Here is a 24,186-nt window from a genome sequence, read left to right on the forward strand (position 1 = left end):
TCTTCAACTACATCGAGACCTTTTATAACCGCGTTCGCCTCCACTCCAGTCTTGCTTACCGCAGTCCCATTGTCTTTGAATCCCAACTAAACCAAAAGAATTGATCCCCAATTCACTGTCCGAAAAATCAGGGCAATCCCACTCTGACCCTTTTTGGCGTTTTCATAGAACCATTTTCCATTCCTGCGGCCTTAACTCGCTAATTCTGCCGGCTGGGCTGCCGCCGTGTCGAGTCTCCATAAATCGTTGCGCCGTCAGGCGGGGTAGCCCAACCTGTTTGATTCTTCGTCTTGAACAGCAATGGCAAAAACGTGCGTTATTCTCAATCCCTCGGCTGGATCGGTGCGCGATCCGGACGAGCTCGCGAAACGGATCGGGCGGCTGCTTGACGCAGACGTTTGCCTCACCACCAAAGTTGGCTCCGAGGCCCGCCTCGCCCGCACGGCAATTCGCAAGGGCGCGGAGCAGATTGTCGCCGCGGGAGGAGACGGCACCCTCAACGGCGTGATCAATGGAATAGCGGAAAATGCCGGGGACGTGCGGGTCGGATTGCTTCCGCTTGGGACTGGCAACGATTTCGGGCGCAGCCTTGGGTTACCGACCGACGTTGAGGCGGCCATCGACGTGATTCGCGGCGGCGAGACCCGTGCGATCGATCTGGTGCGCGTCACGAGTGACGAGGTTCGCTATTTCATCAACGTTTCCGCGGGCGGCTTCAGCGGGTTGGTGAATGAGAAGCTGACAACGGAGATGAAAAAAACGTGGGGACCTCTGGCCTATTTGCGCAGCGCCGCTGCCGCCTTGCCGGAATTGCGCGCCTATCAGACGACGCTCGCTTTCGATAATACCGAATCGTTGATGCTCGACCTTTACAATGTGGTGGTGGCCAATGGCCGCTACGTGGCGGGCGGGACTTTGATCGCGCCCGAGGCCTCGGTCGATGACGGGTTGCTCGACATTATCCTGATCCAGAAACGGTCCGCGCCGGAGCTGGCCTTGCTCGCCGGCTCCGTGGCGCTGGGCACGCATCTCTCGAGCGACGCGATAGTCTTCCGCCGGGCCGCCAAGCTCACGGTGAATTCGAAGCCGGGCATGTGGTTTAATGTCGACGGCGAACTGGTCGGAAATGAGCCGGCTCGTTTTGAAATTCTGCCGCGCGCATTACGTTTCGCAGTCCCAAAGCCATGAGCGAAAAAATCGTCAACGCGGATCAGCTGGAAGCGATCGGCGAAAAAATGCGCGCGAATGGGCGGAAGCTGGTTTTCACCAATGGCTGTTTCGATTTGTTGCACACCGGCCACGTTCGTTATCTCCAGGCGGCCCGGGCCCTGGGCGATGCGCTGGCCGTGGCGATCAATGGCGATGAATCGGTCCGCGCGTTGAAGGGAGACGGCCGGCCGCTGAATAGCGCGGCGGACCGGGCTGAAGTGGTGGCTGCGCTCGCCTGTGTAGATCACGTCACCATCTTTGCCGAGACCCGCGCGACCCACCTGCTCGCGAAAGTGCGCCCTTCGATTTATGTCAAAGGCGGCGACTACACGCGAGAGACGTTGGACGCCGACGAGCGGGCCGCTCTGGAACGGGCTGGCGCCGAGATTCGCATCCTGCCGTTCGAGAAAGGTTATTCCACTTCGAGCTTGCTGGAGAAGATCACGAAGGCCGGCGCGCCATGAAGAAGCTTGCGCTCGGAATCCTCGGCTCGGGCAAAGGCAGCAATTGCCGCGCGATCCTCGAACAAATCCGCGCGGGCAAGCTGGCGGCTGAAGCGCACCTGGTGGTGTCGGATGTCTTCGATGCCGGCATCCTCGATATCGCGCGCGAATTCGGGGTTCCGAACGCTTACCTGCCGCCGGGAAAATTCCGGACCCGTCTCGAGCCTACGGTGGAAATGGAACTGGTGAAGTTACTCGAAGACGCCGGTGTCGAGCTGGTGGTCCTGGCCGGTTTCATGCGGGTGTTGAAAGAACCGATGCTCGCCGCATTCCCCCGCCGCATCATCAATATCCATCCCTCGTTGCTCCCAAAATTTCCGGGGATCGAATCGTGGAAACAGGCTCTCGCCGCCGGCGAAAACATGACCGGTTGCTCGGTCCATTACGTGGACGCTGGAATCGACAGCGGCGAAATCGTTGCGCAACGCAAAGTGCCCATCGTGCCCGGCGACACCGCGGAGTCGTTGCATGCACGCATTCAAATCGCAGAGCGCGCTCTTTATCCGGAAGTGATCGCGCGGTTCGCCGAAGCTTAGAGTGAATAGTGATCAGTGACTGGTGAATAGAATCCATTCACCGATCACCTATCACCATTCACAGTCTCAACGCCTACCGGCGTTCTGCTTTTTGATCGCGAGCGAGCAGCTCCTGCAGCGCCTGGTCAGGCCTCTTCCCTTCGTGCAGGATGGAATAAATCTGATCGATGATCGGCGTTTCGATGTTCAGTTTGCGCGCGCATTCGTAAGCGCTTCTCGCGGTCGGAACGCCTTCCGCCACCATGTGGGTGCCGGCTGCTATTTGCGCCAACGTTTCGCCGCGGCCGATGCGTTCTCCGAGTCGACGATTCCGGCTATGCTGGCTGAAACAGGTCGCGATCAAATCTCCCGCGCCGCTCAAGCCGTAGAACGTTCTCGGATTTCCTCCCATCGCAGTCCCCAGCCGAAGCAACTCGGCTAGCGCGCGAGTCACCAGCGCCGCTTTCGAGTTATCGCCGAGCCTAAACCCGTCACTCACACCCGCCGCGATCGCGAACACATTCTTCAAAGCCCCGCCGAGCTCGATCCCGATCGTTTCGTCGCTCGAATAAATCCGGAAACGTTCGCTGCCCAGATAAGATTGCAGCTCCTCCGCGCAGTCCGGATTGCGGCAACCGAGAACGGCTGCGGTCGGCAAATCCCGCGCGATTTCAGCGGCGAGGTTCGGACCGGAAAGGACCGCAATCGTGTTGTCGGGAAAGATCGTATTCAGGATCTCGCTCATCCGCAATCCGCTGCCGTGTTCGATCCCCTTGGTTCCGCTGAGGAGGATCGGTTTCGAATTCGAGAGCGCGTCGCGCAGCCTCGCCCCGACGGCGCGCAAGGCAGTGGATGGCGTGACGAAAACAATCAGGTCGGCGCCGGCGCACTCGGCGATGTCGCTCGTGACTTGCACCGAGTCGGGAAGCTTCACCCCCGGCAGGTAGTCGGCGTTTTCGCGGGACGCGCGCAACTTCGCGGCCCGGTCGGGGTCGTTGCCCCAGAGGATCACATCGTTGCCGCGCTTCGCCCAAAGAATGGCCAGGGCGGTGCCCCAGCCGCCTGCCCCGACGATTGCCGTGCGTTGAATGCTCACTTCCGGGTGAAACGTTGTTCGGTCCCGTTAAGAAGACGAGAAAAATTCGAGCGATGCCGCCACAGCACCATCAGCGCGATCAGCGTGGAGAAATAAAGGAGCGCGGGGCCTTCAATAAAGTTCCAATGGAGAAAGAGGCCGACAACAACCGGCAACGAAATCGCGGCGACGATCGAAGCGACGGAAACATAGCGCGTCGTCTCGAAAACGATGATCCAAATCAGGAAGACGATCGGCACGGCCGCGGGCAGCAGGCCGAAGAGGACCCCGGCGGACGTTGCCACGCCTTTGCCGCCTTTGAATCGCAGCCAGACCGGAAAATTATGTCCGATGATGCACATGACGCCGGTAAGGATCGTCAGCTGAACACTGAACGGCTTGGCTTCCGGCCAAAATTGGATCAGGAGAAGGGCGAGGCGAACGGCCGCAAAACCTTTCAGCGCGTCGATAAAGAAAACCGCGTAGCCCCATTTTTTTCCAAGGACGCGGAGAACATTTGTCGCGCCAATGTTCCCGCTTCCGACGGTCCGAATATCAATGCCGGCGAGACGACCGGCCACGTATCCGGCGGGGAACGAGCCGAACAGGTAACCGAGCAGGGAAAGGATGAGAACGATCGACCACACAGTTTTGTTCGCCGGTGCGCTAACCGCTCTTAGAATGCGTTAATTTCCGTTTCTGGAGCCAGATCGAAATGATTGAGACATCGGCTGGCGTGATCCCGCTCACCTGGGCTGCGTGGCCGAGCGACGGCGGCCGGATCGCTGATAATTTTTGGCGGGTCTCGCGCCGTAATCCGGAAATCATTTCGTAATCGATGTCGGGAGGGATTGGCCGCATCCGGTCTCGCTCGAGCTTGGCGTTTTGGGCGGCCTGGCGTTGCACATATCCTGCATACTTGAGATCGGTTTCCACCAAGTCCCATACTTCTCGAGTGGCGAGTTGCTGGATGTCTGCAGGCAGAGAATCGAAATCGAAGCCGGGCATTCTCAACAATGAACTGACCAGTTTGCCGTCGATCCGGACTTCATCGGTCGCTTGCCGCAACTTTTGCAGCTCCTCCATTTTCCCGCGGAAGGCGGCGTGGCGTGTCTGGTCGACCAATCCGGTCTCGAACCCTTTTGTGGTCAGGCGCTGGTCGGCATTGTCCTGGCGCAGCGAAAGTCGGTCTTCGGCTCGGCTGGTGAACATGCGATACGGCTCGTCGGTCCCGTTCGTGGTCAGGTCGTCGATCATGACGCCGATATAAGCTTCGCTCCGTGACAGGGTGAACGGTACCTTGTGCTGAAGCTTCAAGGCTGCATTTGTGCCAGATATAAGTCCTTGAGCGGCAGCCTCTTCATACCCGGAAGTGCCATTTACCTGACCCGCAAAATAGAGGCCTTCTACCCGCTTTGTTTCGAGCGTGGCGTTAAGCTGGGTCGGCGGGAAATAATCGTACTCGACGGCGTAACCGGGGCGCATGATCTCAGCCTTTTCGAGGCCGGGAATAGAGCGAATGAACTCAACCTGCACCTCGTACGGAAGACTTGTCGACATTCCATTCACATAGAATTCGTCGGTATGCCGGCCCTCCGGCTCCAGGAAAACTTGGTGGCCAGTTTTGTCGGCAAACTTAACCACCTTGTCCTCGATCGAGGGGCAATAGCGCGGCCCGGTGCCTTCAATCCGGCCGGAATAGAGGGCCGAACGATGAAGGTTTTTTCGGATAATGTCGTGCGTCTCGGGCGTAGTGTGGGTGATCCAGCAGGGTAATTGTTCCACGTGGAACCCGGCCTGATTCAGGGTAAAAACGTCGTTTGGTGCGACGGCCGAGGGACCAAGAAAGCTGAAAGGCGGGGGCGGCTCATCTCCCAGCTGTTTGTCGCACCGATCAAAATTGATGGAGCGACCGCTGATCCGACACGGCGTTCCAGTCTTGAAACGGCCTACGGTAAAACCCAACCGCCGCAAGGAATCACTCAGGCTCGAGCTCGTGTCGGCCATTCGCCCGCCCGGTTGAGAATGGGCGCCGACGTGAAGAAGGCCCCTCAAAAAAGTGCCTGAGGTAATCACGATCGCTCCAGCTGGGAATTCAATGCCGAGATCTGTTTTTACCCCGGTCACCCGTCCGTCTGGACCGGTCAGAATTTCGGAAACTGTTGCCTGGCGAACTCGCAATCCCGGCGTCCGCTCCAAGACCGCTTTCATTCGGAATTGGTACGCCTTCTTGTCGCATTGGGCTCGCGGCGCCCGAACGCTTGGCCCTTTCGTCCGGTTCAGCATCCGAAACTGGATCCCGGTGGCGTCGGCGTTAATTCCCATCGCCCCGCCGAGGGCATCGATTTCGCGAACGATATGGCCTTTGGCTAATCCCCCGATCGCTGGGTTGCAGGACATCTGAGCAATGGTGTCAAGATTTTGAGTGAGGAGAAGGGTGGGCGTGCCCAACCGGGCTGAGGCCAAGGCCGCTTCCACTCCGGCATGGCCGCTACCAATAACGACAACTTGGGGGTCCGATTGAGGGTTCATGTTCCACGTGGAACGTGCCAATTCCTAGGCTTGGCCAAAGCAGGCTCGGGTGCCATTATGGTGCTAGTTGCTTCGGGTGGCCTCTCTCGAGATGCATCCTGTTCAACTTTTTGCATTAAACGTAATGCTATTCGGCCCAATATGATAAGTACTACTGCCGCGCTGGCAAAACCGCCCAGCCAAATCCAATATTCGATCGCCCGGGGATGCGTTTTCCCCCGGGCCAGATTGAGCCCATATTGCCCCAGCGTCCCCAGATACGAATACAGGAAGAGCCCCGGCGCCTGGCCAATCGCTACCCATAACATACACGTCCGAAAACGGATCCGGGTGAGTCCGTAGAGGTAATTGAGCAGACTCGTCGGAAAGAGCGGGTGCAGCTGACTCAGCAGAATGATCTTCCACCCCTCTCTCTCCACCGCAGGCTCCAGCGCCACCAGAGTCCGATTTCGAAGCAGTTTCCGCCGCAGCCATTGCTTTCCAATCCAACGGCTTATAAAAAAGGAAATCGCGGCTCCCCCGACGTTTCCCAGCAGCGCAATCAGAAAACCCCACCAAAGCCCGAAGAAAAACCCCGCCCCAACGCTGAGGACACCGCCGGGCAGCAGAAGCACATTGCAGCAAGCATAAAGCAGCGGATACCAAATCGCGCTCCACGCTCCCCACCGCATGACGTGTTGCTGAACCTCCGCGATGAAATCCACGACCGGGAAGAGGCGGGAAAGAACAAAGAGCGTCGTTACGACAAGCGCCAGCCCGGCAATCTGCATAATAATCGCGCGGCGCATTTTGACCATCGCGCAACACTCACCGCTGCAAACGCCTCACGCAAATCCGATTCGGTCCGTTGGCCTAACGACTTGTCGCCACTTTTAGCTCGAAGAATTTTCCGCGATCGCCTTTGCCAGCGCCGAGACGTGGTCGGGAGTCGTCCCGCAACAGCCACCGAGCAAACGCGCCCCCGTGACGATCAACTCCCGCGCAGCATCCGCGAAGCAATCCGGTCCGACCTCGTAGACAAAACGGCCGGCGTTCTCCTTCGGCTGGCCGGCGCTGGGATAAACCGCGAGCCAATCTTGCGCGGGCAACCGCCGAAGCAATTCGACCATTCCCCGCGGGTCGTTCAGGCAATTCACTCCCAGCATTTTCGCGCCCTGTTCGCGAAGCTGCGCGAAAGCATCGGCCAGCAAAATCCCGTCCGACAGCCGGCCATCGGGCGCGCATGCGAACGAACAGATCTCGGGAACGCCGCCCACATCGTTCCTGGCCCGGAGCGCAATCGTCATTTCCTCGACGTTCGTGAACGTCTCGAAAAAGATAAGGTCGACCCCGCCTTCCAGGAGCGCACTGATCTGTTCGCGAAAACAACCCTGCCGATCGATCCCGCGCCGCGCCGCTTCTTCACCGGTAATACCGAGCGGTCCGACACTTCCGGCCACATACACTTCCTTGTTCCTGGCGGCTTCACTGGCGACCGCCACCGCCGCGCGGTTGATCTCCCCGACTCGCCCTTCCAATCCAAACCGCGCTAAACGCACTGCGTTCGCGCCAAAACTGTTCGTCTCGATCACCCGAGCTCCGGCGCGAATGTATTCATCGTGGATCTTTCGAATCCGGCCCCGCTCAGACACGCACAATTCCTCGAAACATCTGGTCAGCGGAACACCCGCTTCGAGCAGCATCGTGCCGATTGCCCCGTCTCCGCAGACGACCCTGGTTCCGATCTCGTCGAGCAAATTCATTCGAATCGCGACCGCTCGATTCGTCCTGTCAGTTCGTCAGCGCGGACAAATCGCAAATATGCGCGCCGGGAATCCTGAGCCGCCTTTCGGTTTCGGAAAACTCACCACCACAATCGCCCCGCTTTCGGGGACCTGGTCCAGATTCGTGAGCAACTCTATTTGATAATGATTTGTCTGCAGGACAAACGTCTCAAGGGAGTAGTCGTCCTTTGTCGTTGCGACGCCGGGATCTGTGTCTGTCGTCTCATGGCCCGAAGCGGTGATTTTGCGGTCCTCATACAAGTATTTAAGCGCCGGCAGGCTCCAACCTGGATAATGCGAAACCCCGGCCGAATCCGCATTCTCCATCGCGGCCGAATCGGGCCAGCGCTTCGACCAATCGGTTCGCATCGCGACGAAGGCGCCGGTCGGGATGCGCCCGTGGTCGGTCTCCCATTTCTTGACCCGCTCAAGGCTCAAGGTGTAGTCAGGATTTTTTGCCGCCTCCGCGTGAACATCGATCACCACGAGCGGCAGGATCATTTCCTGGAGCGTGATTTGATCCACGGTTCGCAGGCCTTTAACGAAGTGGGCCGGCGGATCCACATGCGTTCCCCACTGCCCGACGTGAGTGAATATTTCGCTGAAAAATCCTTCGCCGCGCGTGCCTCGCCCTTTCTCGTACCAATACGCGACCTCCCGCTTTTCATCGGGGAACCCTTTCCACTTCGGAATGCCCGGCTCGAAGGGATGGGTCAGATCGACCATCTTCTTCCCGGTCAAAATCTTTTGGATCTCCAAGAGCGTCGGTTCGCCCGCGAAGCTGGCGGGAATAAAACAGCCGAGGAGGAGTCCTACGAGCCCGCCAATCTTATTGATCCTCATTCCGCGTTGTTAAACGATCCCTCAACAAGAAGCCAACAAGTTCGAATAAGCCCCAATAGGTTTCGTCTGGTTTTAGCGCGAACCGATTTGTCGGGTTCCGCGCCCAGTGTTATCAACAAGGCGCGTTTCGCTCAGTTTGAGAGGCGAAATCAAGAGTCCACCAGAGTTGTTCGCGACGATAAGATTAAGAACTGGAGCGCGATTAAAATCTAAATCTTAAAGAAGGTGTTAAAAACTCTCCCGCAAACCCCGACAACGCTCTCGGAACAAGCCGTGTTCCCGATGCCTTCGGCTGCCGCCCCAGAAGCGATCGCGGCCATTCCTCATCAGGAAGAGAGCGACGTCTCGAGCGACAGTCTATTTGAGCATTTTGCGTGGCTTTACATCTTCTGCCGCGAAAGGCTTTTCCGAGACGATACCAGGAGGATGATTGAGACTCTTTGGCCGAGCCGAGAGCCGGCCACGGGAGAGAAAGTGATCGAGCTAGGTTGCGGACCGGGGTTCTATTCCTGTCGATTAGCGGAACGCTTCCCTCAGATTTCCGTGTTGGGAGTGGATCGTTCTCCCAGCCAGCTGAGCTGGGCCCGGGAAAAAAGGAACAAGCTTGGCCTGAAAAACTGCCGGTTTCACAGCGACAACGTGCTCGAGTTATCGCTGCCGGACGAAAGTTTCGACGTCTTGATCGCCTCGCGACTTTTTACGGTGCTGCCCAACCGGCGACAGGCTGTCGCGAAAATGCATCGCGTGTTGCGGCCGGGAGGGCGTTGTTTTATCGCAGAGCCGCGATGGGCGTTCTGGGCGTCGATCCCGCTGTTCATGATGTGGCTGTTGGCCGGGCTTACCCACTTTAAGAATGGATACCGGGAGCCGACACGAGCCCGAGTCTTGTCGACCCGCGAAATGAACCGGCTTTTCGCCACCCAACCATGGAGGCGGATCGAAACCTGGCGCGAGGGACGATATCAATACGCGCTCTGCGAAAAGGACTAACGGGCAGCGGCTGTTCGGAACGCCTGATGAATGCGACTCATCGCATCCTTGATCCGCGCGCTGGCACCCAGGTCCCGCCGGGAGTATGCGCCCTGGCGGTCATGACCAAGGCGCCCCAAGCCGGCCGGGTAAAAACGCGCCTGACGCCGCCGTTAACGCCAGAAGAAGCCGCGGACCTGAATGTTTGTTTCCTTCGGGACACGGCCGCGGCGATCGCGAGCGCTGACAAGAAACGTTCGCAGGTGGTGGCGGTCTATACGCCGGTGGGAGCCGAGGGAGCGTATGCCCAGATTCTACCGGACGATTTTGTCTTGATGCCGCAACGAGGCGAAGCCTTCGGGGAACGACTTGCGGCGGCAACGGAAGATTTGCTTCAACTCGGGTTCGCTTCGCTCTGCCTGATCAATTCCGACAGCCCTACAGTGCCCGCGACGGCTTTCGCGCAGGCCGTCGAATATCTGGCCGGCGCTGAAGATTGCGTGGTGTTGGGCCCCTCCCATGACGGCGGCTATTACCTGATCGGGCTGAAGAAACGTCACCACAGATTGTTCGAGCAAATCGACTGGAGCACCGAGCGCGTGCTCGAACAAACAATGGCCGCCGCGCGCGAACTCGCTTTGCCGGTTCACTTATTGCCAACGTGGTACGACGTGGATGACCGAACAACCCTCGCGCAGCTCTGCGGCGAGTTTTTTGACTCGAATGGGAGCGGCGCCGGAGGATTCGCAGCGCCGGCAACGCGTGACTTTCTGTCTGCATTACTGGAGCGCGAAGGCCGGAGCCGGATCTGGCCTGCAGGCGTGGCCTAACGAATTGAGCAAATGAAGCCTCACCCGAAACGGGCCTTGGTCACCGGTGGCGCGGGCCTGATTGGATCGCACGTTACCGATCTGTTGCGCCGCGAAGGCTGGACGGTGCGAGTCCTCGACAATCTCGAGCCGCAAACGCATCGCAAAGGCAAGCCGGCCTGGGTCAGCGCCGATGCGGAATTTGTCGAAGGCGATGTAACCGACCGTGAAACAATTTCCGCTGCGTTGCGCGACATCGACGTCGTTTTTCACCAGGCGGCCTATGGCGGCTACATGCCGGAAATCGCAAAATACGTCCGGGTTAACAGCTTCGGGACGGCCCAGATGCTCGAGGTCATTCGTGAACAGAACCTGCCGATTAAGAAGATCGTCGTCGCCTCTTCGCAGGCGGTTTACAGCGAGGGCGCCGGCACCTGCCCGGAACACGGCCTCGTTTTTCCGGACGTTCGCCCGGTTGAGCAATTGCAACGGGGCGATTGGTCGGTCCGTTGCCCAATCTGCCAGGCCGTCACGAAAAGTGCGGCGACTCCAGAGCGCGCGCCGGTCGGCGGCGAAACCGTTTATGGCCTGACCAAAGTGGACCAGGAAAAACTGGTCCTGCTCTGGGGCAAACAAATCGGGATCCCGACGGTCGCGCTCCGCTATTCCTGCACCTACGGCCCGCGCCAATCGATCTTCAATCCTTACACCGGCGTGATCGCCATTTTTTGCACCCGGCTGCTGAATGATCTGCCGCCGGTCCTATTCGAAGATGGGGAACAGACCCGCGACTTCTCGTTTGTCGAAGACATCGCGCGGGCGAACCTCCTCGCGGCCGAGAGCGACCAGCTCGATGGGCTTCCGGTCAACGTCGGGAGCGGCGCCGGCGTCAGCATTCGCAGGATCGCCGATTACATCTCGGACGCGCTTGGAATCCGGCTCGCGCCGGAAGTGAACGGCGAATTCCGTCCCGGCGAAATGCGCCACCTAACGAGCGACACGGGACGCATTCGCGCGGCCGGCTACACGCCGCAAGTTGATCTCGTCGCCGGAATCAGCCGCTATCTCGATTGGATCCGACAACAGGCCGATGTGCGCGATTACTTTGGCGAAGCGGCGGACATTCTTCGCAGCAAAGGCATCGTTCATCGCGTAAGGTAGGCGGTGAGCGAGACGGTCGGGCTCCCGGATTTCAATTCATCGGTCGCCGAGCATGCGCGGAAGGATTTTCCGCTGCTCGATGCGCGGATGACTGTGGCCGAAGCGCTCGACCGCATCCGACGCGAAGGCATTGGCGAACGCGTAATTTATTTTTTCGCGACCGACGCCGACGAAAAGCTGGTTGGTGTTTTACCGACCCGGCGTCTGCTGACCGCGCCGCTCGAGACGCGGTTGGAGGAAATCATGGTGCGAAAGGTGGTCGCTATTCCAGCGAGCGCGAGCGTCCTGGAGGCGTGCGAGTTTTTCGTGCTCTACAAATTTTTTGCCTTTCCGGTGGTGGACAGCGAGCGGCGCGTGATCGGCGTCGTGGATGTGAGTCTGTTCGCCGAAGAAATGCTTGAGGCCGGCGAGCGGGAAGAAGAGCGACGAACCGTCGCCCAGGTGGCGGACGATGTTTTCGAAGCGCTCGGCTTTCGTCTTTCCCAGGTTCGGGGCGCTTCGCCCTGGCGGGTGTTCCGTTACCGTTTCCCCTGGCTGCTTGCGACGGTTGGGGCGGGGACGGCCTGCGCTCTGCTCGCCGGCGCGTTTGAAACGACGCTCGCCGGCAGTCTCGTGATCACCTTTTTTCTTACGATGGTCCTCGGCCTCAACGAAAGCGTGAGCATGCAATCGATGACCCTGACGATCCAAGCCTTGCGCGCGAACACCCTCACGCGCCGCTGGTTTCTGCACAATCTCCGGCGCGAACTGGCGATCGCGGTTCTGCTCGGGCTGGCGCTGGGAATTGTCGTCGGCCTCATCGTTTTGGTCTGGCGGCACCACCCGAAAGGCGCCGTCGTCGTTGGCGCCAGCATCGCCGTCTCACTCGTGAGCGCGTGTTTGTTCGGCTTCAGCGTCCCATCGTTCTTGCATTGGCTGAAACTGGATCCGAAAATCGCGGCCGGCCCTGTCACGCTCGCCGTGACCGATTTTTGCGCGCTGGCGTTTTATTTTTCGCTGGCCTGGTTCCTTCTCGGATGAGGATCTCCGTAATTATTCCGGCGCTAAACGAAGAGGAGCCGATCGCCGCGGTCGTGCGGGATTGTCTGGCGACCGGGTTGCCCGACGAGGTGATCGTGGTGGACAACGGCAGCACCGATCGCACCGCCGAACGAGCGCGGGGCGCCGGGGCCAAGGTGGTGGCGGAGCCGACGCCCGGCTACGGGCGCGCCTGCGCCGCGGGCGTGAGCGCGCTCTCGCCCGACTGCGAGATCGTGGTTTTCCTGGACGGCGACGGGAGTGATTGTCCCGAGTTCATGGGGCAGCTGGTCGCGCCTGTCGTTCGGGGCGACCAAGATTTTGTGATTGGATCGCGCACCCGCGGGAATCGCGAACCGGGCAGCATGAATTTCCAGCAGGTTTTCGCGGGGCGAATCGCCGGCTTTCTTCTTCGGCTACTCTATGGCGTTCGCTATTCCGACATGTGCCCGTTCCGGGCGATCCGGCGCGGCGCGCTCGAACGCCTTGGGATGAAAGAAGAGACCTACGGATGGAATCTCGAAATGCAGATGCGGGCCGCCCGGGCGCGATTGCGAATCCTGGAGGTCCCCGTTGATCATCGGTGCCGGACGGGTGGCGAGTCCAAGGTCTCGGGGACCCTCCGAGGCACATTCGTGGCCGGCATTCGCATCATCGCCACGCTCTTTCGCGTGGCTTTCGAGCGTTGATCCTGCCAATCTCGACCCCATGACGCGGCTTCGCGCAATCGGCTCCGGCGCTCTGGCTGGATTCATTGCCGGATTGCTCATGACCGTAACGATGCTGTTGCTCGCCTGGCTCTTCGGCGTGGCGACGCCGCTGGTGATTTTCGGCGACCGCATCTCGGTCTTCATCCCGGCCGATACCTTCCTTTCGCTGATGGGTCGCGTGGGCGGTTACAACAACATGAAACAACTCGGCGTCGGGTCGGTCATGGGCGGTCAACTGCTCGTTGGGGCGCTCGGCGGAATGATCTACGGCCTGGCCATGCGACGCCGTGATCGCAATTCATTCCCCGCGTCGGTTGCGATTTTCACTCTTCTTCCGCTGGTCGCAGTTGGGATTTTCCTGTGGCCCGTGCTCGGCACCCATTACCACGGTCTGCCAATCAATCGCGGAGCTGTCGTCACCCTGGCGGGATTGCTGGCGAGCTTCGTCGTCTTCGAGAGAACGCTCGCGCTCGTCTTTCGGTATCTCACCCAGCCGCGCGTCAAGATTAACGGCGAAGAATTTAGCCCCCCGATTGGGCGTCGCGCCCTGATTACCGGCGGCCTCGCGCTCCTGGCTGCGGGCGGCGGCGCCGCGCTTCTCCGCCGGCTGTATCAGATCGCCACTTTCAGTTACGACGGAACGCAGTACAAAGGCCGGGTCGTCCGGGCGATCACGCCTAACGACCTGTTCTATTGCGTCACCAAAAATGTCGTCGACCCCAAGGTAGATCCAAATCTCTGGCGCCTCGAAATCACAGGGCTGGTGAAAACGCCCCAGACCTACCAGCTCGATCGATTGAAGGCGCTTTCAGCGGTCGAACAGGAGACGACCCTCATGTGCATCAGCAACGGACTCGACGCCGGCCTGATGAGCAATGCGAAATGGAAGGGCGTGCCAATGAGCGCGCTCCTGAACGCGGCGACAACGCTTCCCGGCGCAACAAAAGTCCGCCTCCATGGCGTCGATAATTACACCGACACTTTCCCGCTCGAGAAGGCGATGGATCCAACCACGCTTGTCGTTTACGAAATGAACGGCGAGACGTTGCCGGACCGTCACGGGTTCCCGGCGCGAGTCATTGTCCCCGGATATTTCGGCGAGAAACATGTGAAATGGATCACGCGCATCGAAGTGGCTGACGACAGCGCGGTTGGCTTTTATGAGAAACAAGGATGGGGCCCGGATTTCATCGTGCCGACGCGCTCGCGCTTCGACGAGCCGGACGCGGAATCGGTTATTCCGAGCGCGACCGCGGCGAATGGAGTCGCGGTCCGCGGGGTGGCTTTCGGCGGCGATCGTGGGATCTCGCGGGTCGAAGTCAGCTTCGACGACGCCGCGACCTGGCAGGAAGCGAAGCTCGATTATCCCGGGACGAAGTTGACCTGGGCGCTCTGGAGTTACGACTGGCGGCCCATGGCGGCCGGCAATTACGCGCTGGTCGTCCGCGCCACCGACGGCGAAGGAGAGGTCCAGGAGTTGGACGAAGATCGTCCCTTCAAATCAGGCACAACCGGATTCCACCGGATCATGGTTTATGTGACGTGACCCCGCTACTTCTGGCAGCGCGGACACCAGGCGGTGGTCCGGCCGCCGATCATCGCTTTCTCCAACGGCGTTCGGTGGCGCGGGCACACGCCGTTGCGCTTCCACTTTTGATGGATCAGCCAATCGCGCGGCGGATCGGCGAATTTTGGCGCGATGATCCGGAGCGATTCGGTCGCGACAAATCGGGTTTGGCGGAAAAGACGCGCGCGCTCGGCGGCGGATAAACTGTTAACCATTCGGCGTGGCGCGATCCTGGCCCGCCAGAGAATTTCGTCCGCCATCCAGTTTCCGATCCCGGCGAATCCGCGCTGCAAAAGAATGACGGCTTTTACAGGCGCGCGACCGTGCCGGCGAAGAAAGGTGTCGAAGAAGTTTCGATCGAACTCGGCGGACGCGATATCCGGCGCTCCGTTCCGCCACCAATCCGGCGCGGATTTGCCGTGATGAAACCGGACCCGCCCGAAGAGCCGGGCGTCGCGAAAAACCAGGGCGCGCTTGGCCTGCTGCAGCACGAGGTGGTCGTGCTTTTGCGGCCGAAACCCGGCGCGCTCGACACGCAGTTTGCCTGTCATTCCAAGATGAATCCCGATCCAGTTCCCGCCTGAGAATTCGAACAGCATTTGTTTTCCCCAAGCTTCCGAGCGCAAGAGCCGGGAGCCGGTGAGCTCGCGGACGATCGCGCGCGAATTGTTTCCCCGGAAAATCCGTTTCTGACGGTGGAGCTGGACCTTCTGGATTTTTTGTCCCAAGCCGGGGTCCCATTGCCGGCGAAAGTATTCCACTTCGGCGAGCTCAGGCATCGGAGAAAATAGCGGGAGAAACTCGAAATTCGAATTTCGAAATCCGAAACGAGCTCGAATTAGGGAAAAAAGAGGAAAAGCTCAAAACATTCCACGCCGGGCAAGTTTCGGTCATTGGGCAATTTGGATATTTGGTAATTGTTTCGAAATTCGGTTTTCGGATTTCGAGTTTTAGCGGGTTGCTTGCGCGACGCGCCCTTGCTTCCTGTGCTAGGTTTCAGCGATGGAGAAGGTGATTATCGTCGGCAGCGGTTGCGCGGGATTGACGGCTGCCATTTATGCCGCGCGCGCGAACCTCAGCCCGCTGGTCCTAGAAGGCCGGCAGCCGGGCGGCCAATTGTCTACCACCACGCTCGTGGAGAATTTCCCCGGCTTTCCCGAGGGGATTGATGGGCCGCAACTCATCATCAACATGCACGCGCAGGCCGAAAAATTCGGCGCCCGCTTTGCCTATTCTGAAGTGACCGATTTCGAGCCCCTTGCGGATCATGTTCGGATCAAAGCCGACGACGAATGGCTGGAAACCCGCGCCCTGATCGTGGCGAGCGGCGCCTCAGCCCGCTGGCTCGGACTGGAGAACGAAGAAAAACTGGTCGGCCACGGACTGACCTCATGCGCGACCTGCGACGGAGCGTTCTATCGAAATGTGCCGGTCTGCGTGATCGGCGGCGGCGATTCCGCGGCGGAGGAAGCGCTTTTCCTGACCCGGTTCGCCTCGAAAGTTTACCTCATTCATCGACGGGACCAGCTCCGCGCTTCGAAGATCATGGCGGACCGGGTCCTGGCCTGCGAACAAATCGAGCCGATCTGGAACACGGTCGTCACGCGTTACATCCCGGATGAAAAAGGGGAAATGCGCGCGGTCCTGTTGCGCAATGTCGAGACGCACGAGGAGCGCGAGCTGCCGGTCGCGTGCGTGTTTGTTGCCATCGGTCACGATCCGAACACGAAAGCGTTCCAAGGAAAGCTCGAGACCGACCCCGATGGCTACCTGATCGCGAGACATCTGGCCGAGAGCAAACACCCCGGCGTTTTCATCGCCGGCGACGTCGCCGATCGCGTTTACAAACAAGCGATCACCGCGGCCGGCTCCGGCTGCGCGGCGGCGATGGAGGCGGAGAAGTATTTGGCCGCCAGAGGCGGCTAGCGGATTTGCGAATTGCGATTTGCAATTTGCGATTGAGGAACCCCCCATGAACGAACAAGAATTGATCACGCGAACAAAGCAGTTCGCATTGCGAATTATGAAATTGGTTGGCGCGCTGCCGAAATCGATCGAAGGCCGCGCGATTGGAAATCAAATAATGCGAAGCGGCACCTCAGTGGGAGCGAATTACCGCGCAGCCTGCCGGGCACGATCCAAAGTGGAGTTCATTTCCAAACTCGGAACGGTCGAGGAAGAAGCGGACGAGACAGCATTTTGGCTTGAACTGATCATTGAAGGAAAGTTGTTGCGCGCGAAACAGACCCAACCATTGCTCACCGAGGCGATCGAACTTGTTGCCATTACCGCGGCTTCCAAGAAAACTGCCTCGAACTCGCTTGCGAAATCGCAAATCGCAAATCGCAAATTGCAAATATCTTGAAGGTCTGCGACCTGACCCAATTCTATTCTCCGCTCAGCGGCGGCGTGAAACGGTACGTTCACGAGAAGGCCAGTTACATTCGTGAGCAGACGAGCGACGAACATGTCCTGATTGTGCCTGGGGAAAAGACAGAGAGGACAAGTGACGGTCGAACTTCGGTTTATTCGATTCGGTCGCCGATAATTTCCAAGACAGCGCGTTATCGCGCGCTCCTTGATCTGCGGACGGTCGGCGAAATTTTGGAGCGCGAGCGGCCGGACATCGTCGAATCGAGCGATCCTTATCAGGTAGGGTGGAAGGCGATCTCGTTCGGCAAATCGGCAGGCGTTCCGATTGTCGCCTTTTATCATTCCCATTTTCCCGAGGCTTATTTGCGGAGTGCCTCGAAGCTGCTCGGGGCGCGCGCGGGAAAATCGCTGATGTCCGCGGCGCAACGCTACGTCCGCAAGATGTATAACCGGTTTGAGGCGACGCTTGTCCCGTCGGAACCCCTCGCGGAAACCCTGAGGGAGTGGGGTGTCACGAACACGAGACTCGTTCCGCTGGGCGTGAACACGAACAATTTTCACCCGGAACCGGACCAGGGCGCCGCGACGCCTGGAGTGGCCGTCGACTCCGGTGAAACGCTCCTTCTGTACGTCGGCCGACTGGCGCCGGAGAAGAATACCGCCACGCTTTTCGAGGCGTTCCGAATCCTGGCGAAGCGCAGGCCGGACTTTGCCTTCCTCGTCATCGGCGATGGGCCGCAACGCGAACAACTGCGTCTTCTTCAAGCGGATACGCCTCAGGTGAGCTGGCTGCAGTATTGCACCGATCCGCTGGAGCTGGCGCGCTATTATCGCGCCGCCGACCTGTTCGTTCATCCCGGAAGGCAGGAGACATTTGGATTGGTGGCCCTAGAGAGCCAGGCCTGCGGGACACCGGTAGTCGGTATCCGCGGCTCCCGGCTTGACGGAATAATTCTGCACGACCAGGAATCATGGGCGGAACAAAACGAGCCGGAAGCGTTAGCGGATGCGATCGAACGATTTAGCCACCGCGACTTGAGCGAGCTCGGGCGCGTCGCCGCGGAGAAGGCTGCGGAGCAATATGCTTGGCCGCGAGTTTTCGAGAGACTCCTTTGCATTTATCGCGAGGTCTGCTCAAACTACAAGGCGTCAACCAGATGAAGGAAGAGAGAGCATTCACGATTCGCAGCTACCGGGCGTCCGACCGCGGGGCGGTGCGGCGTTTATGCTGCCAAACGGGCTTTTTGGGCGAGCCGATCGACCCTGTTTTTCAGGACCACGAACTTTTCGCGGACTTCCTCACCACCTACTACACCGATAAGGAGCCGGAATCCTCGTTCGTCCTCGAGATCGACGGCGAAATTCGGGGCTATTTGCTCGGCTCGCGCAAGCCGCTCTGGAACCAGTTCTACGCGTTTCGCCAGAATGTCCGGCTCTTCCTGCGCGCGCTTTGGCGTTACCCGCGCTACGACGAGCGCTCCCGGCGTTTCATCCGCTGGATGATCAGCAACGGCTGGCGCGAAGTCCCGGCCGCGCCCCGGCGCACCCCGCATTTTCACATCAACCTGCTGGCGGACGCGCGCAAAATGTCGACCACGCGCGCCCTGATGAGCGCTTATCTGAGTTACCTCTACCGGTGCGGCGAAAAGCACGTTTACGGGCAGATCGTGACCTTCGAGAGCCGGCGCGGGGAGAAAATGTTCGAGCGCTACGGATTCAAGGTCATGAACCGGTCGGAGATCACGAAATACAAAGCCTACTATCCGGAATCGGTTTACCTGAGCACGGTGATCAAGACGCTCGAGACCGCCGAGCCGCTCTCGGTCGATATCCGTTCGCGGATGTAGCCGGCCCGCTTGTGGCGTCCCCTTCGCTGCGCTAAACTGCGCGCGTTATTGCCGGCATAGCTCAGTTGGTAGAGCAGCTGATTTGTAATCAGCAGGTCATCGGTTCGAGCCCGATTGCCGGCTCAGTTTTTGCAAAGCGCTCAAACCGGCGTCTCCTTTCCGCCTAACTGATGACTGCCGCCGACCATCTCGACGAGCTCGAAAACCACAGCGTTTTCATTTTGCGCGAGGCTCATCATGCCTTTCGCAATCTCGCGATGCCGTGGTCGATGGGGAAAGATTCCAATGTTCTCCTCTGGCTCTCGCTGAAAGCGTTCTTTGGCAAGGTGCCGTACCTGCTTCTCCATATCGACACGACCTACGAATTTCCCGAGATGATCGCGTTCCGCGAGTGGGCGATCAAACATTACGGCATCGATGTAATCGTGAAGGTGAACACGGAGGCGCGAGCGCGCGGCGTCGGGTACGAGACCCATGACCCCGTGACCGTGACGCATGAGTTGAAAACAGTGGCGTTGAAACAGGCGCTGGCCGAACACAAATGGGACGCGCTCATCACCGGGATTCGCCGGGACGAAGATCCGACCCGGGCCAAGGAACGCTATTTTTCTCCGCGCGATGCTGATTCGGAATGGCATTACAAACACCAGCCGCCGCAGTTCTGGGGGCAATTCGCGATCAAGAACGCGCCTGGAGAACATGTCAGGGTGCAGCCATTGCTGGATTGGACCGAGACAGATATCTGGCGGTATATCCAGCGAGAAAAAATTCCGATTCCAACCCTTTATTTTGCGCGGGACGGCAAGCGCTACCGCTCGTTGGGCTGTACGCCTATCACGCATCCGATCGAGAGCAACGCTGCGACGATCGAAGAAATCATCGCCGAACTCGAAGCCACTCGCACGAGCGAGCGGGCTGGCCGCGCCCAGGACCATTACGAACCACACGCGATGCAAAAGCTGCGCGCAAAAGGATTCATGTGAAAATCGTGTTCGTCGGCCATGTGGATCATGGCAAATCGACTTTGATTGGCCGGATCCTGGAAGAGACCGGTTCGCTGCCGGAAGGGAAACTCGAGGCACTGCGGGCCAGTTGTGTGGCCGAAGGACGTCCGTTCGAATACGCGTTTGTCCTCGATGCCCTGGCGGAAGAGCAGCAGCAGAACGTGACGATCGATACGACGCAGATTCATTTTCGTACGGCGAAACGCAGTTATGTCATCATCGACGCGCCGGGGCATGAGGAATTCCTGAAGAATATGATCACCGGCGCGGCGAGCGCCGACGCGGCGGTGATGGTGGTCGCGGCGGACGAAGGCGCCCGCGAGCAAAGTCGGCGGCACGGTCAGTTGTTGGGGCTGTTGGGAATTCGACAGGTGATCGTGGCGGTCAATAAAATGGATTTGGCGAATTATGCGGAGACGCGGTTTCGGGAGATCGAACACGAGTTTAGCGGTTTTTTGAAGAGCCTGGGGTTAAGCGCTCGCGGCTTCATTCCAATATCGGCGGGCGCAGGGGCGAACATTGCGCAGAAGCAGGATAAGCTGGCGTGGTTCCAAGGACCTACGTTGCTGGAAGCGATCGAAGGCTTTGATGAAGTTCCATCGGCGGCGCAGCAACCTCTGCGGTTTCCGGTGCAGGACGTTTACCGGATGGGAAACCAGCGGATCGTCGCCGGCCGGATCGAGTCCGGGACCCTGCGCGTGGGCGACCAACTGCTCTTCTCGCCACGACACAAAACCGCGCGGATAGCGACTATCGAACGCTGGCCCAGTTCGGCAACGGACGCGGCGGGCGCCGGAGAATCGATTGGGCTCACTTTGCGTGATCAAATCTTCATCGAGCGCGGCCATGTTGGATCGCACCCGGTCGATCCCCCCGTCGAATCCAATCGAATCCACGCGAAGGTTTTTTGGATCGGTCCGGAACCGCTTCGCGTCGGCGCCCGCTATCGATTGAAGCTCGTGACCCAGAGCGTGGATTGCGAAGTAGTCGCGATCGCGAATGTGATGGATGCGGCGACACTTGATTCGACCGCCTCGCAGTCCACGGAGATTCGCATCAACGAAGTCGGCCAGGTGACCCTGCAAACTCGCGCGCCGCTGGTATTCGACAATCACGATCGTGTGCCAGGCCTGGGCCGATTCGTCCTCGCGGACGCCGACCATCTGGCTGGCGGCGGCATTATCTCCGGCGCGCTTTATCCCGGGTCGAGCACGATCAAGAGCGACAACATTTTCTGGAGCGAAAGCGAGATCACCGCGGAGCGACGCGCTCAGCGCAACCGGCATCGCGGCGCGGTGGTCTGGCTCACCGGGCTTTCAGGCGCGGGGAAATCGACGATCGCGCGCGGCCTGGAAAAAGAGCTGTTTCAGTTATCGATGAATACTTACGTGCTCGACGGCGACAACCTGCGCCACGGGTTGAACGCCAACCTCGGGTTCGCGCCGGAAGATCGCGCGGAGAATATCCGGCGGGTCAGCGAAGTCGCCAAGCTCATGGCCGATGCCGGCACCGTCGTGATCACGTCGTTCATTTCGCCATATCGGAACGATCGGGCCCGGGCGCGCGCGATTGCGCTTCAGGCCGGGGCTGAGTTCGTGGAAATATTTGTCGACGCGCCCCTGGCGGTTTGCGAAGAACGCGATCCGAAGGGCCTTTACCAAAAGGCGCGAGCTGGACAACTGAAGGGCTTTACGGGAATCGACGCGCCTTACGAGTCGCCGAACGATCCTGAAATCGTGGTCAGGACCCATGAGCAGAGCGCCGAAGAATCTGTGGATCAGATTCTCGGTGAGCTCCTGCCCCGGCTTCGTTTAAGATAGTCCGGGCGCCCGATAAGACTGACGCGAAAAACACAGGTGCGGGCCTCTTCATCAGCCTAGAACACAGTTAAGATACTCTCCATCATGTCGAATCTGGCGGTGTTCGCTCTCTCGCGATATTTGTTGGTATTACTCTTTTGCGCAGCCGCCTATCCGATCGGCCTGGCGCTTCTTCGTCGCCTTCGATTCGACGGATTCGCTGAGCGCTTTTCCATTTGCACCAGCCTTGGGCTGGGAGTGATTTCGCACCTGGTGCTGTTGTGTGGACTGGTGGGATGGCTAACCGCGCCGGGCATAATCGCTGTCATCCTGGTGGCGACCACCTTGGGCATAGTTTTTCGTCCGACATTAAGACTCGACGGCACCGGGGTCGCTGCGCGCTCTCAGTCGCGGTCCGCACTGATCGCACTGGCGATTGGCCTTGCCCTGGCTGCCTTCGCGATGTTTCCCGTGTTATTGCTTCCGCTGTATCCTCCCACGGAGTATGACGTTACCGCCTACCATCTTGTAGCGCCCAAACAGTGGCTGCGCTTGCATTGGATGGCCCCGACGCCATTTCTCCGCTACCAGGTAGCGCCAAGCCTGGCCCATCTGCTGTTTACCGCCTTGATGTCAACCCACGATGACATCAGTCCCCAGATTTTGTCGCTTGCCGCCACAGGCCTGGTCGCGATCGCCATCTACGCCCTGGGCAAAAGGCTGCGCGGGCCCGGCGTCGGGTTGGTCGCGGCGTCCTTTTGGATGGGCAGTCCGCTGGCGCTCGAATGCTCTCACATCGCTGGTTACCATGCCCTCGCGGCCCTGTTTTGCTTCGCGGGCATCTATGCTCTGTCGGTTTACGCGATCGATCGCCAGCTCGGCTTTTTGTTCGTCGCCGGAGTTTTCACCGGATTCGCCCAGAGCACCTGGTCAGGCGCCTTTTATTTTGTGCCCATAATTGTCGCCGCGGCAGTGTTCTTCTGGCTTCGAGAACGCCGGGTTACTCCTGCCTGGATCGTGACTGCGGGACTCCTCGCAGGCTGGGGGCCAACCCTCCTGCGCTCTGTCTGGTACACGGGAAACCCGACTTATCCGTTGTTCACGCAACTGTTCGGAACCGGGCCGTGGTGGACCTCGGAAGACTTCCGCGGAATTGCGAACGACATTCAGAGCTACGGCGTTCCTCGCACTTTCAAGGACTTCGTCACGCTTCCGTATTCTCTCCTTGTCTCGCCGAATCGGTTTCAGCAGACCTGCTCTTTTTCTCCGGCCCTTGTTATCCTCGCCCCACTCATTTTGGTCCGCGCCGTCTGGGACAACGTCGTCCGCTGGCTCGCTGTCCTTGCGATCTACTATCTGCTCTGCTGGTTTTTTATCGGGCAGGTAATGCGGTATCTCGTCCCAATTGTCCCGGTGGTTTGCGTCGCCGTTGCCTTGACTGTCTGCTGGGCGGTCGATGCGCTATTTCGTGATCGGCGCGCCAGCGTTGGTAAACTTACTATTTTGCTGGCTTCGTTAGCTCTTCTGCTTCCTGGCGCCGAGTTCGCCTGGAAGGGGATACAGGCACGCGGCCGCATTCCCGTAACTAAAGAGGAAGAAGCAGACTACATCCGGGCGAGACTTCCCGAATACAACGCGGTCATGGCAACCAATGTCGTGCCAGGTCCGATGTATGCATTGCTAGCAAACAATTGTGCATACTATTCGGACAGCGATGTCATGGGAGATTGGTTCGGGCCCGGTCGATACCCTCAGGTCTTAAGCGCGATGGGCGATGCCGAAAAACTCAACTTCACCTTGCGAAGGCTCGGTGCCGATTACTTCCTGATCAATCAACCACACACCATTGACGCCCAAATCCTGGCTGGGGCCGGCTTTGATCGGTACTTCGAACCGATCTACGGAGACTCAGCAGTCGAAGTATACCGGGTCCTAAGCTCCGCCAAATCGGACCCGGTCGAACGGAAGAATCTGTTGGCCAACCCCGGCTTCGACGAATTGTCGGGGGGAATACCGACTTCCTGGTATCGTCGCGGGGCTCCGGTCGTAGGAGCGCCTGAGGGCGGCGTTTCATCCGGAACAGTCGCGGTGGAGGTAAGCGACAGCGATGGATTCCAGCAAATCGTCGAAGTAACTCCGGGTCGCACATACGAACTGGCGCTTCACGCCAAAGCGGGCCCTCGGGGTAAGACATTTCGGCTCCAGGTCACGTGGCTTGACGAGAAAAACGAAACCCGAGACCTCTGCATCCGGTTATTCGAAGCCACGAACGACTGGCGGCGCTATCTCGGGCGCTTTACTGCTCCGCCGCGTGCCACCCGGGCCCAGATATATGTCAGCGGACACCAACCGGACTGGGTTTGGATGGATAGCTTCGAGTTTAACGACATGGGCGGGCACAACCCATCTTCAAGCCCGTAGAATTTTAGCCTACGCCATTTTCAAGATGATGATTCGTCATTTCGCCCATCGAATCTGGGAAGCCACGAA

General features: G+C 59.2%; 23 protein-coding genes and 1 tRNA gene. 17 read left to right on the top strand and 7 right to left on the bottom strand.

The annotated features are described in order from the left end of the window. Window positions 1-300: 300 nt before the first annotated feature. Genes VJU77_09065 through purN form a run of 3 tightly spaced genes read left to right on the top strand, consistent with a single transcriptional unit; the run spans window position 301 to window position 2,248 of the window. A complete protein-coding gene (locus tag VJU77_09065; GenBank protein HKP03494.1) occupies window positions 301-1,188 on the top strand; it encodes a diacylglycerol kinase family protein in 888 nt (295 codons plus the stop codon). Then, window positions 1,185-1,673, top strand: a complete 489-nt coding sequence (gene rfaE2 / locus VJU77_09070) for a D-glycero-beta-D-manno-heptose 1-phosphate adenylyltransferase (protein ID HKP03495.1) — start codon at window positions 1,185-1,187, stop codon at window positions 1,671-1,673. Before VJU77_09065 ends, rfaE2 begins: the two co-directional genes overlap by 4 nt. After that, window positions 1,670-2,248, top strand: coding sequence for a phosphoribosylglycinamide formyltransferase (purN, locus tag VJU77_09075; protein HKP03496.1), 579 nt, complete (start codon window positions 1,670-1,672; stop codon window positions 2,246-2,248). Before rfaE2 ends, purN begins: the two co-directional genes overlap by 4 nt. A gap of 73 nt (window positions 2,249-2,321) precedes the next feature. On the opposite strand, the gene VJU77_09080 is transcribed toward purN, so the two are convergent. The 6 genes from VJU77_09080 to VJU77_09105 all read right to left on the bottom strand — a co-directional run bounded on the left by VJU77_09080 (window position 2,322) and on the right by VJU77_09105 (window position 8,440). Beyond that, a complete protein-coding gene (locus VJU77_09080) occupies window positions 2,322-3,323 on the bottom strand; it encodes an NAD(P)H-dependent glycerol-3-phosphate dehydrogenase (protein ID HKP03497.1) in 1,002 nt (333 codons plus the stop codon). Continuing rightward, complete coding sequence (plsY, locus tag VJU77_09085) at window positions 3,320-3,949, bottom strand: glycerol-3-phosphate 1-O-acyltransferase PlsY (GenBank protein ID HKP03498.1); 630 nt, start codon at window positions 3,947-3,949, stop codon at window positions 3,320-3,322. Before plsY ends, VJU77_09080 begins: the two co-directional genes overlap by 4 nt. Window positions 3,950-3,968: 19 nt before the next feature. Next, window positions 3,969-5,834: a tRNA uridine-5-carboxymethylaminomethyl(34) synthesis enzyme MnmG gene (mnmG, locus tag VJU77_09090; protein ID HKP03499.1), complete on the bottom strand. Its 1,866-nt coding sequence runs from the start codon at window positions 5,832-5,834 to the stop codon at window positions 3,969-3,971. Beyond that, window positions 5,831-6,631, bottom strand: a complete 801-nt coding sequence (locus tag VJU77_09095) for a TVP38/TMEM64 family protein (protein ID HKP03500.1) — start codon at window positions 6,629-6,631, stop codon at window positions 5,831-5,833. Before VJU77_09095 ends, mnmG begins: the two co-directional genes overlap by 4 nt. A gap of 75 nt (window positions 6,632-6,706) precedes the next feature. Further along, the gene (locus VJU77_09100; protein ID HKP03501.1) at window positions 6,707-7,576 is read right to left on the bottom strand and encodes a homocysteine S-methyltransferase family protein; all 870 of its coding nucleotides are present in this window, start codon (window positions 7,574-7,576) and stop codon (window positions 6,707-6,709) included. 36 nt (window positions 7,577-7,612) lie between these two features. Then, window positions 7,613-8,440, bottom strand: coding sequence for a cyclase family protein (locus VJU77_09105; protein HKP03502.1), 828 nt, complete (start codon window positions 8,438-8,440; stop codon window positions 7,613-7,615). Between the two features lie 225 nt (window positions 8,441-8,665). On the opposite strand from VJU77_09105, the gene VJU77_09110 reads away from it, so the two are divergent. The 6 genes from VJU77_09110 to VJU77_09135 are packed head-to-tail and all read left to right on the top strand — an operon-like array spanning window position 8,666 to window position 14,652. Continuing rightward, window positions 8,666-9,430, top strand: coding sequence for a class I SAM-dependent methyltransferase (locus tag VJU77_09110; GenBank protein HKP03503.1), 765 nt, complete (start codon window positions 8,666-8,668; stop codon window positions 9,428-9,430). 26 nt (window positions 9,431-9,456) lie between these two features. Beyond that, window positions 9,457-10,239 carry a TIGR04282 family arsenosugar biosynthesis glycosyltransferase gene (locus tag VJU77_09115; GenBank protein HKP03504.1) on the top strand — a complete coding sequence of 261 codons (783 nt, stop codon included), beginning with the start codon at window positions 9,457-9,459 and terminating at the stop codon, window positions 10,237-10,239. Between the two features lie 12 nt (window positions 10,240-10,251). After that, entirely contained in the window at window positions 10,252-11,379 is a 1,128-nt protein-coding gene (locus tag VJU77_09120) for an NAD-dependent epimerase/dehydratase family protein (protein ID HKP03505.1), read from the top strand. 3 nt (window positions 11,380-11,382) lie between these two features. Further along, on the top strand, window positions 11,383-12,399 hold the full coding sequence (locus VJU77_09125) for a magnesium transporter (protein HKP03506.1): 1,017 nt from the start codon (window positions 11,383-11,385) through the stop codon (window positions 12,397-12,399). Further along, window positions 12,396-13,085, top strand: a complete 690-nt coding sequence (locus VJU77_09130; protein HKP03507.1) for a glycosyltransferase family 2 protein — start codon at window positions 12,396-12,398, stop codon at window positions 13,083-13,085. Before VJU77_09125 ends, VJU77_09130 begins: the two co-directional genes overlap by 4 nt. Window positions 13,086-13,104: 19 nt before the next feature. Further along, window positions 13,105-14,652: a molybdopterin-dependent oxidoreductase gene (locus VJU77_09135; protein ID HKP03508.1), complete on the top strand. Its 1,548-nt coding sequence runs from the start codon at window positions 13,105-13,107 to the stop codon at window positions 14,650-14,652. Window positions 14,653-14,657: 5 nt separating this feature from the next. On the opposite strand, the gene VJU77_09140 is transcribed toward VJU77_09135, so the two are convergent. Beyond that, a complete protein-coding gene (locus VJU77_09140) occupies window positions 14,658-15,452 on the bottom strand; it encodes a DNA-formamidopyrimidine glycosylase family protein (GenBank protein ID HKP03509.1) in 795 nt (264 codons plus the stop codon). Window positions 15,453-15,675: 223 nt separating this feature from the next. Here VJU77_09140 and trxB point away from each other — a divergent pair, with 223 nt between their 5' ends. The 8 genes from trxB to VJU77_09180 all read left to right on the top strand — a co-directional run bounded on the left by trxB (window position 15,676) and on the right by VJU77_09180 (window position 24,117). Next, entirely contained in the window at window positions 15,676-16,599 is a 924-nt protein-coding gene (gene trxB / locus VJU77_09145; protein ID HKP03510.1) for a thioredoxin-disulfide reductase, read from the top strand. Between the two features lie 46 nt (window positions 16,600-16,645). Then, the gene (locus tag VJU77_09150) at window positions 16,646-17,038 is read left to right on the top strand and encodes a four helix bundle protein (GenBank protein HKP03511.1); all 393 of its coding nucleotides are present in this window, start codon (window positions 16,646-16,648) and stop codon (window positions 17,036-17,038) included. Further along, window positions 17,035-18,207, top strand: coding sequence for a glycosyltransferase (locus tag VJU77_09155; protein ID HKP03512.1), 1,173 nt, complete (start codon window positions 17,035-17,037; stop codon window positions 18,205-18,207). The genes VJU77_09150 and VJU77_09155 overlap by 4 nt, the downstream gene beginning before the upstream one ends. Next, window positions 18,204-18,893: a hypothetical protein gene (locus VJU77_09160; protein ID HKP03513.1), complete on the top strand. Its 690-nt coding sequence runs from the start codon at window positions 18,204-18,206 to the stop codon at window positions 18,891-18,893. Before VJU77_09155 ends, VJU77_09160 begins: the two co-directional genes overlap by 4 nt. Window positions 18,894-18,943: 50 nt before the next feature. Then, window positions 18,944-19,016: transfer RNA gene (locus tag VJU77_09165), tRNA-Thr, on the top strand. A gap of 47 nt (window positions 19,017-19,063) precedes the next feature. Then, window positions 19,064-19,876 carry a sulfate adenylyltransferase subunit CysD gene (gene cysD, locus VJU77_09170; protein HKP03514.1) on the top strand — a complete coding sequence of 271 codons (813 nt, stop codon included), beginning with the start codon at window positions 19,064-19,066 and terminating at the stop codon, window positions 19,874-19,876. Next, window positions 19,873-21,717, top strand: coding sequence for an adenylyl-sulfate kinase (gene cysC, locus VJU77_09175; protein ID HKP03515.1), 1,845 nt, complete (start codon window positions 19,873-19,875; stop codon window positions 21,715-21,717). The genes cysD and cysC overlap by 4 nt, the downstream gene beginning before the upstream one ends. An 84-nt stretch (window positions 21,718-21,801) precedes the next feature. Continuing rightward, a complete protein-coding gene (locus tag VJU77_09180; GenBank protein ID HKP03516.1) occupies window positions 21,802-24,117 on the top strand; it encodes a carbohydrate binding domain-containing protein in 2,316 nt (771 codons plus the stop codon). Window positions 24,118-24,186 lie beyond the last annotated feature (69 nt).

Source organism: Chthoniobacterales bacterium (assembly GCA_035274845.1).
GTDB lineage: Bacteria > Verrucomicrobiota > Verrucomicrobiia > Chthoniobacterales > UBA10450 > AV80.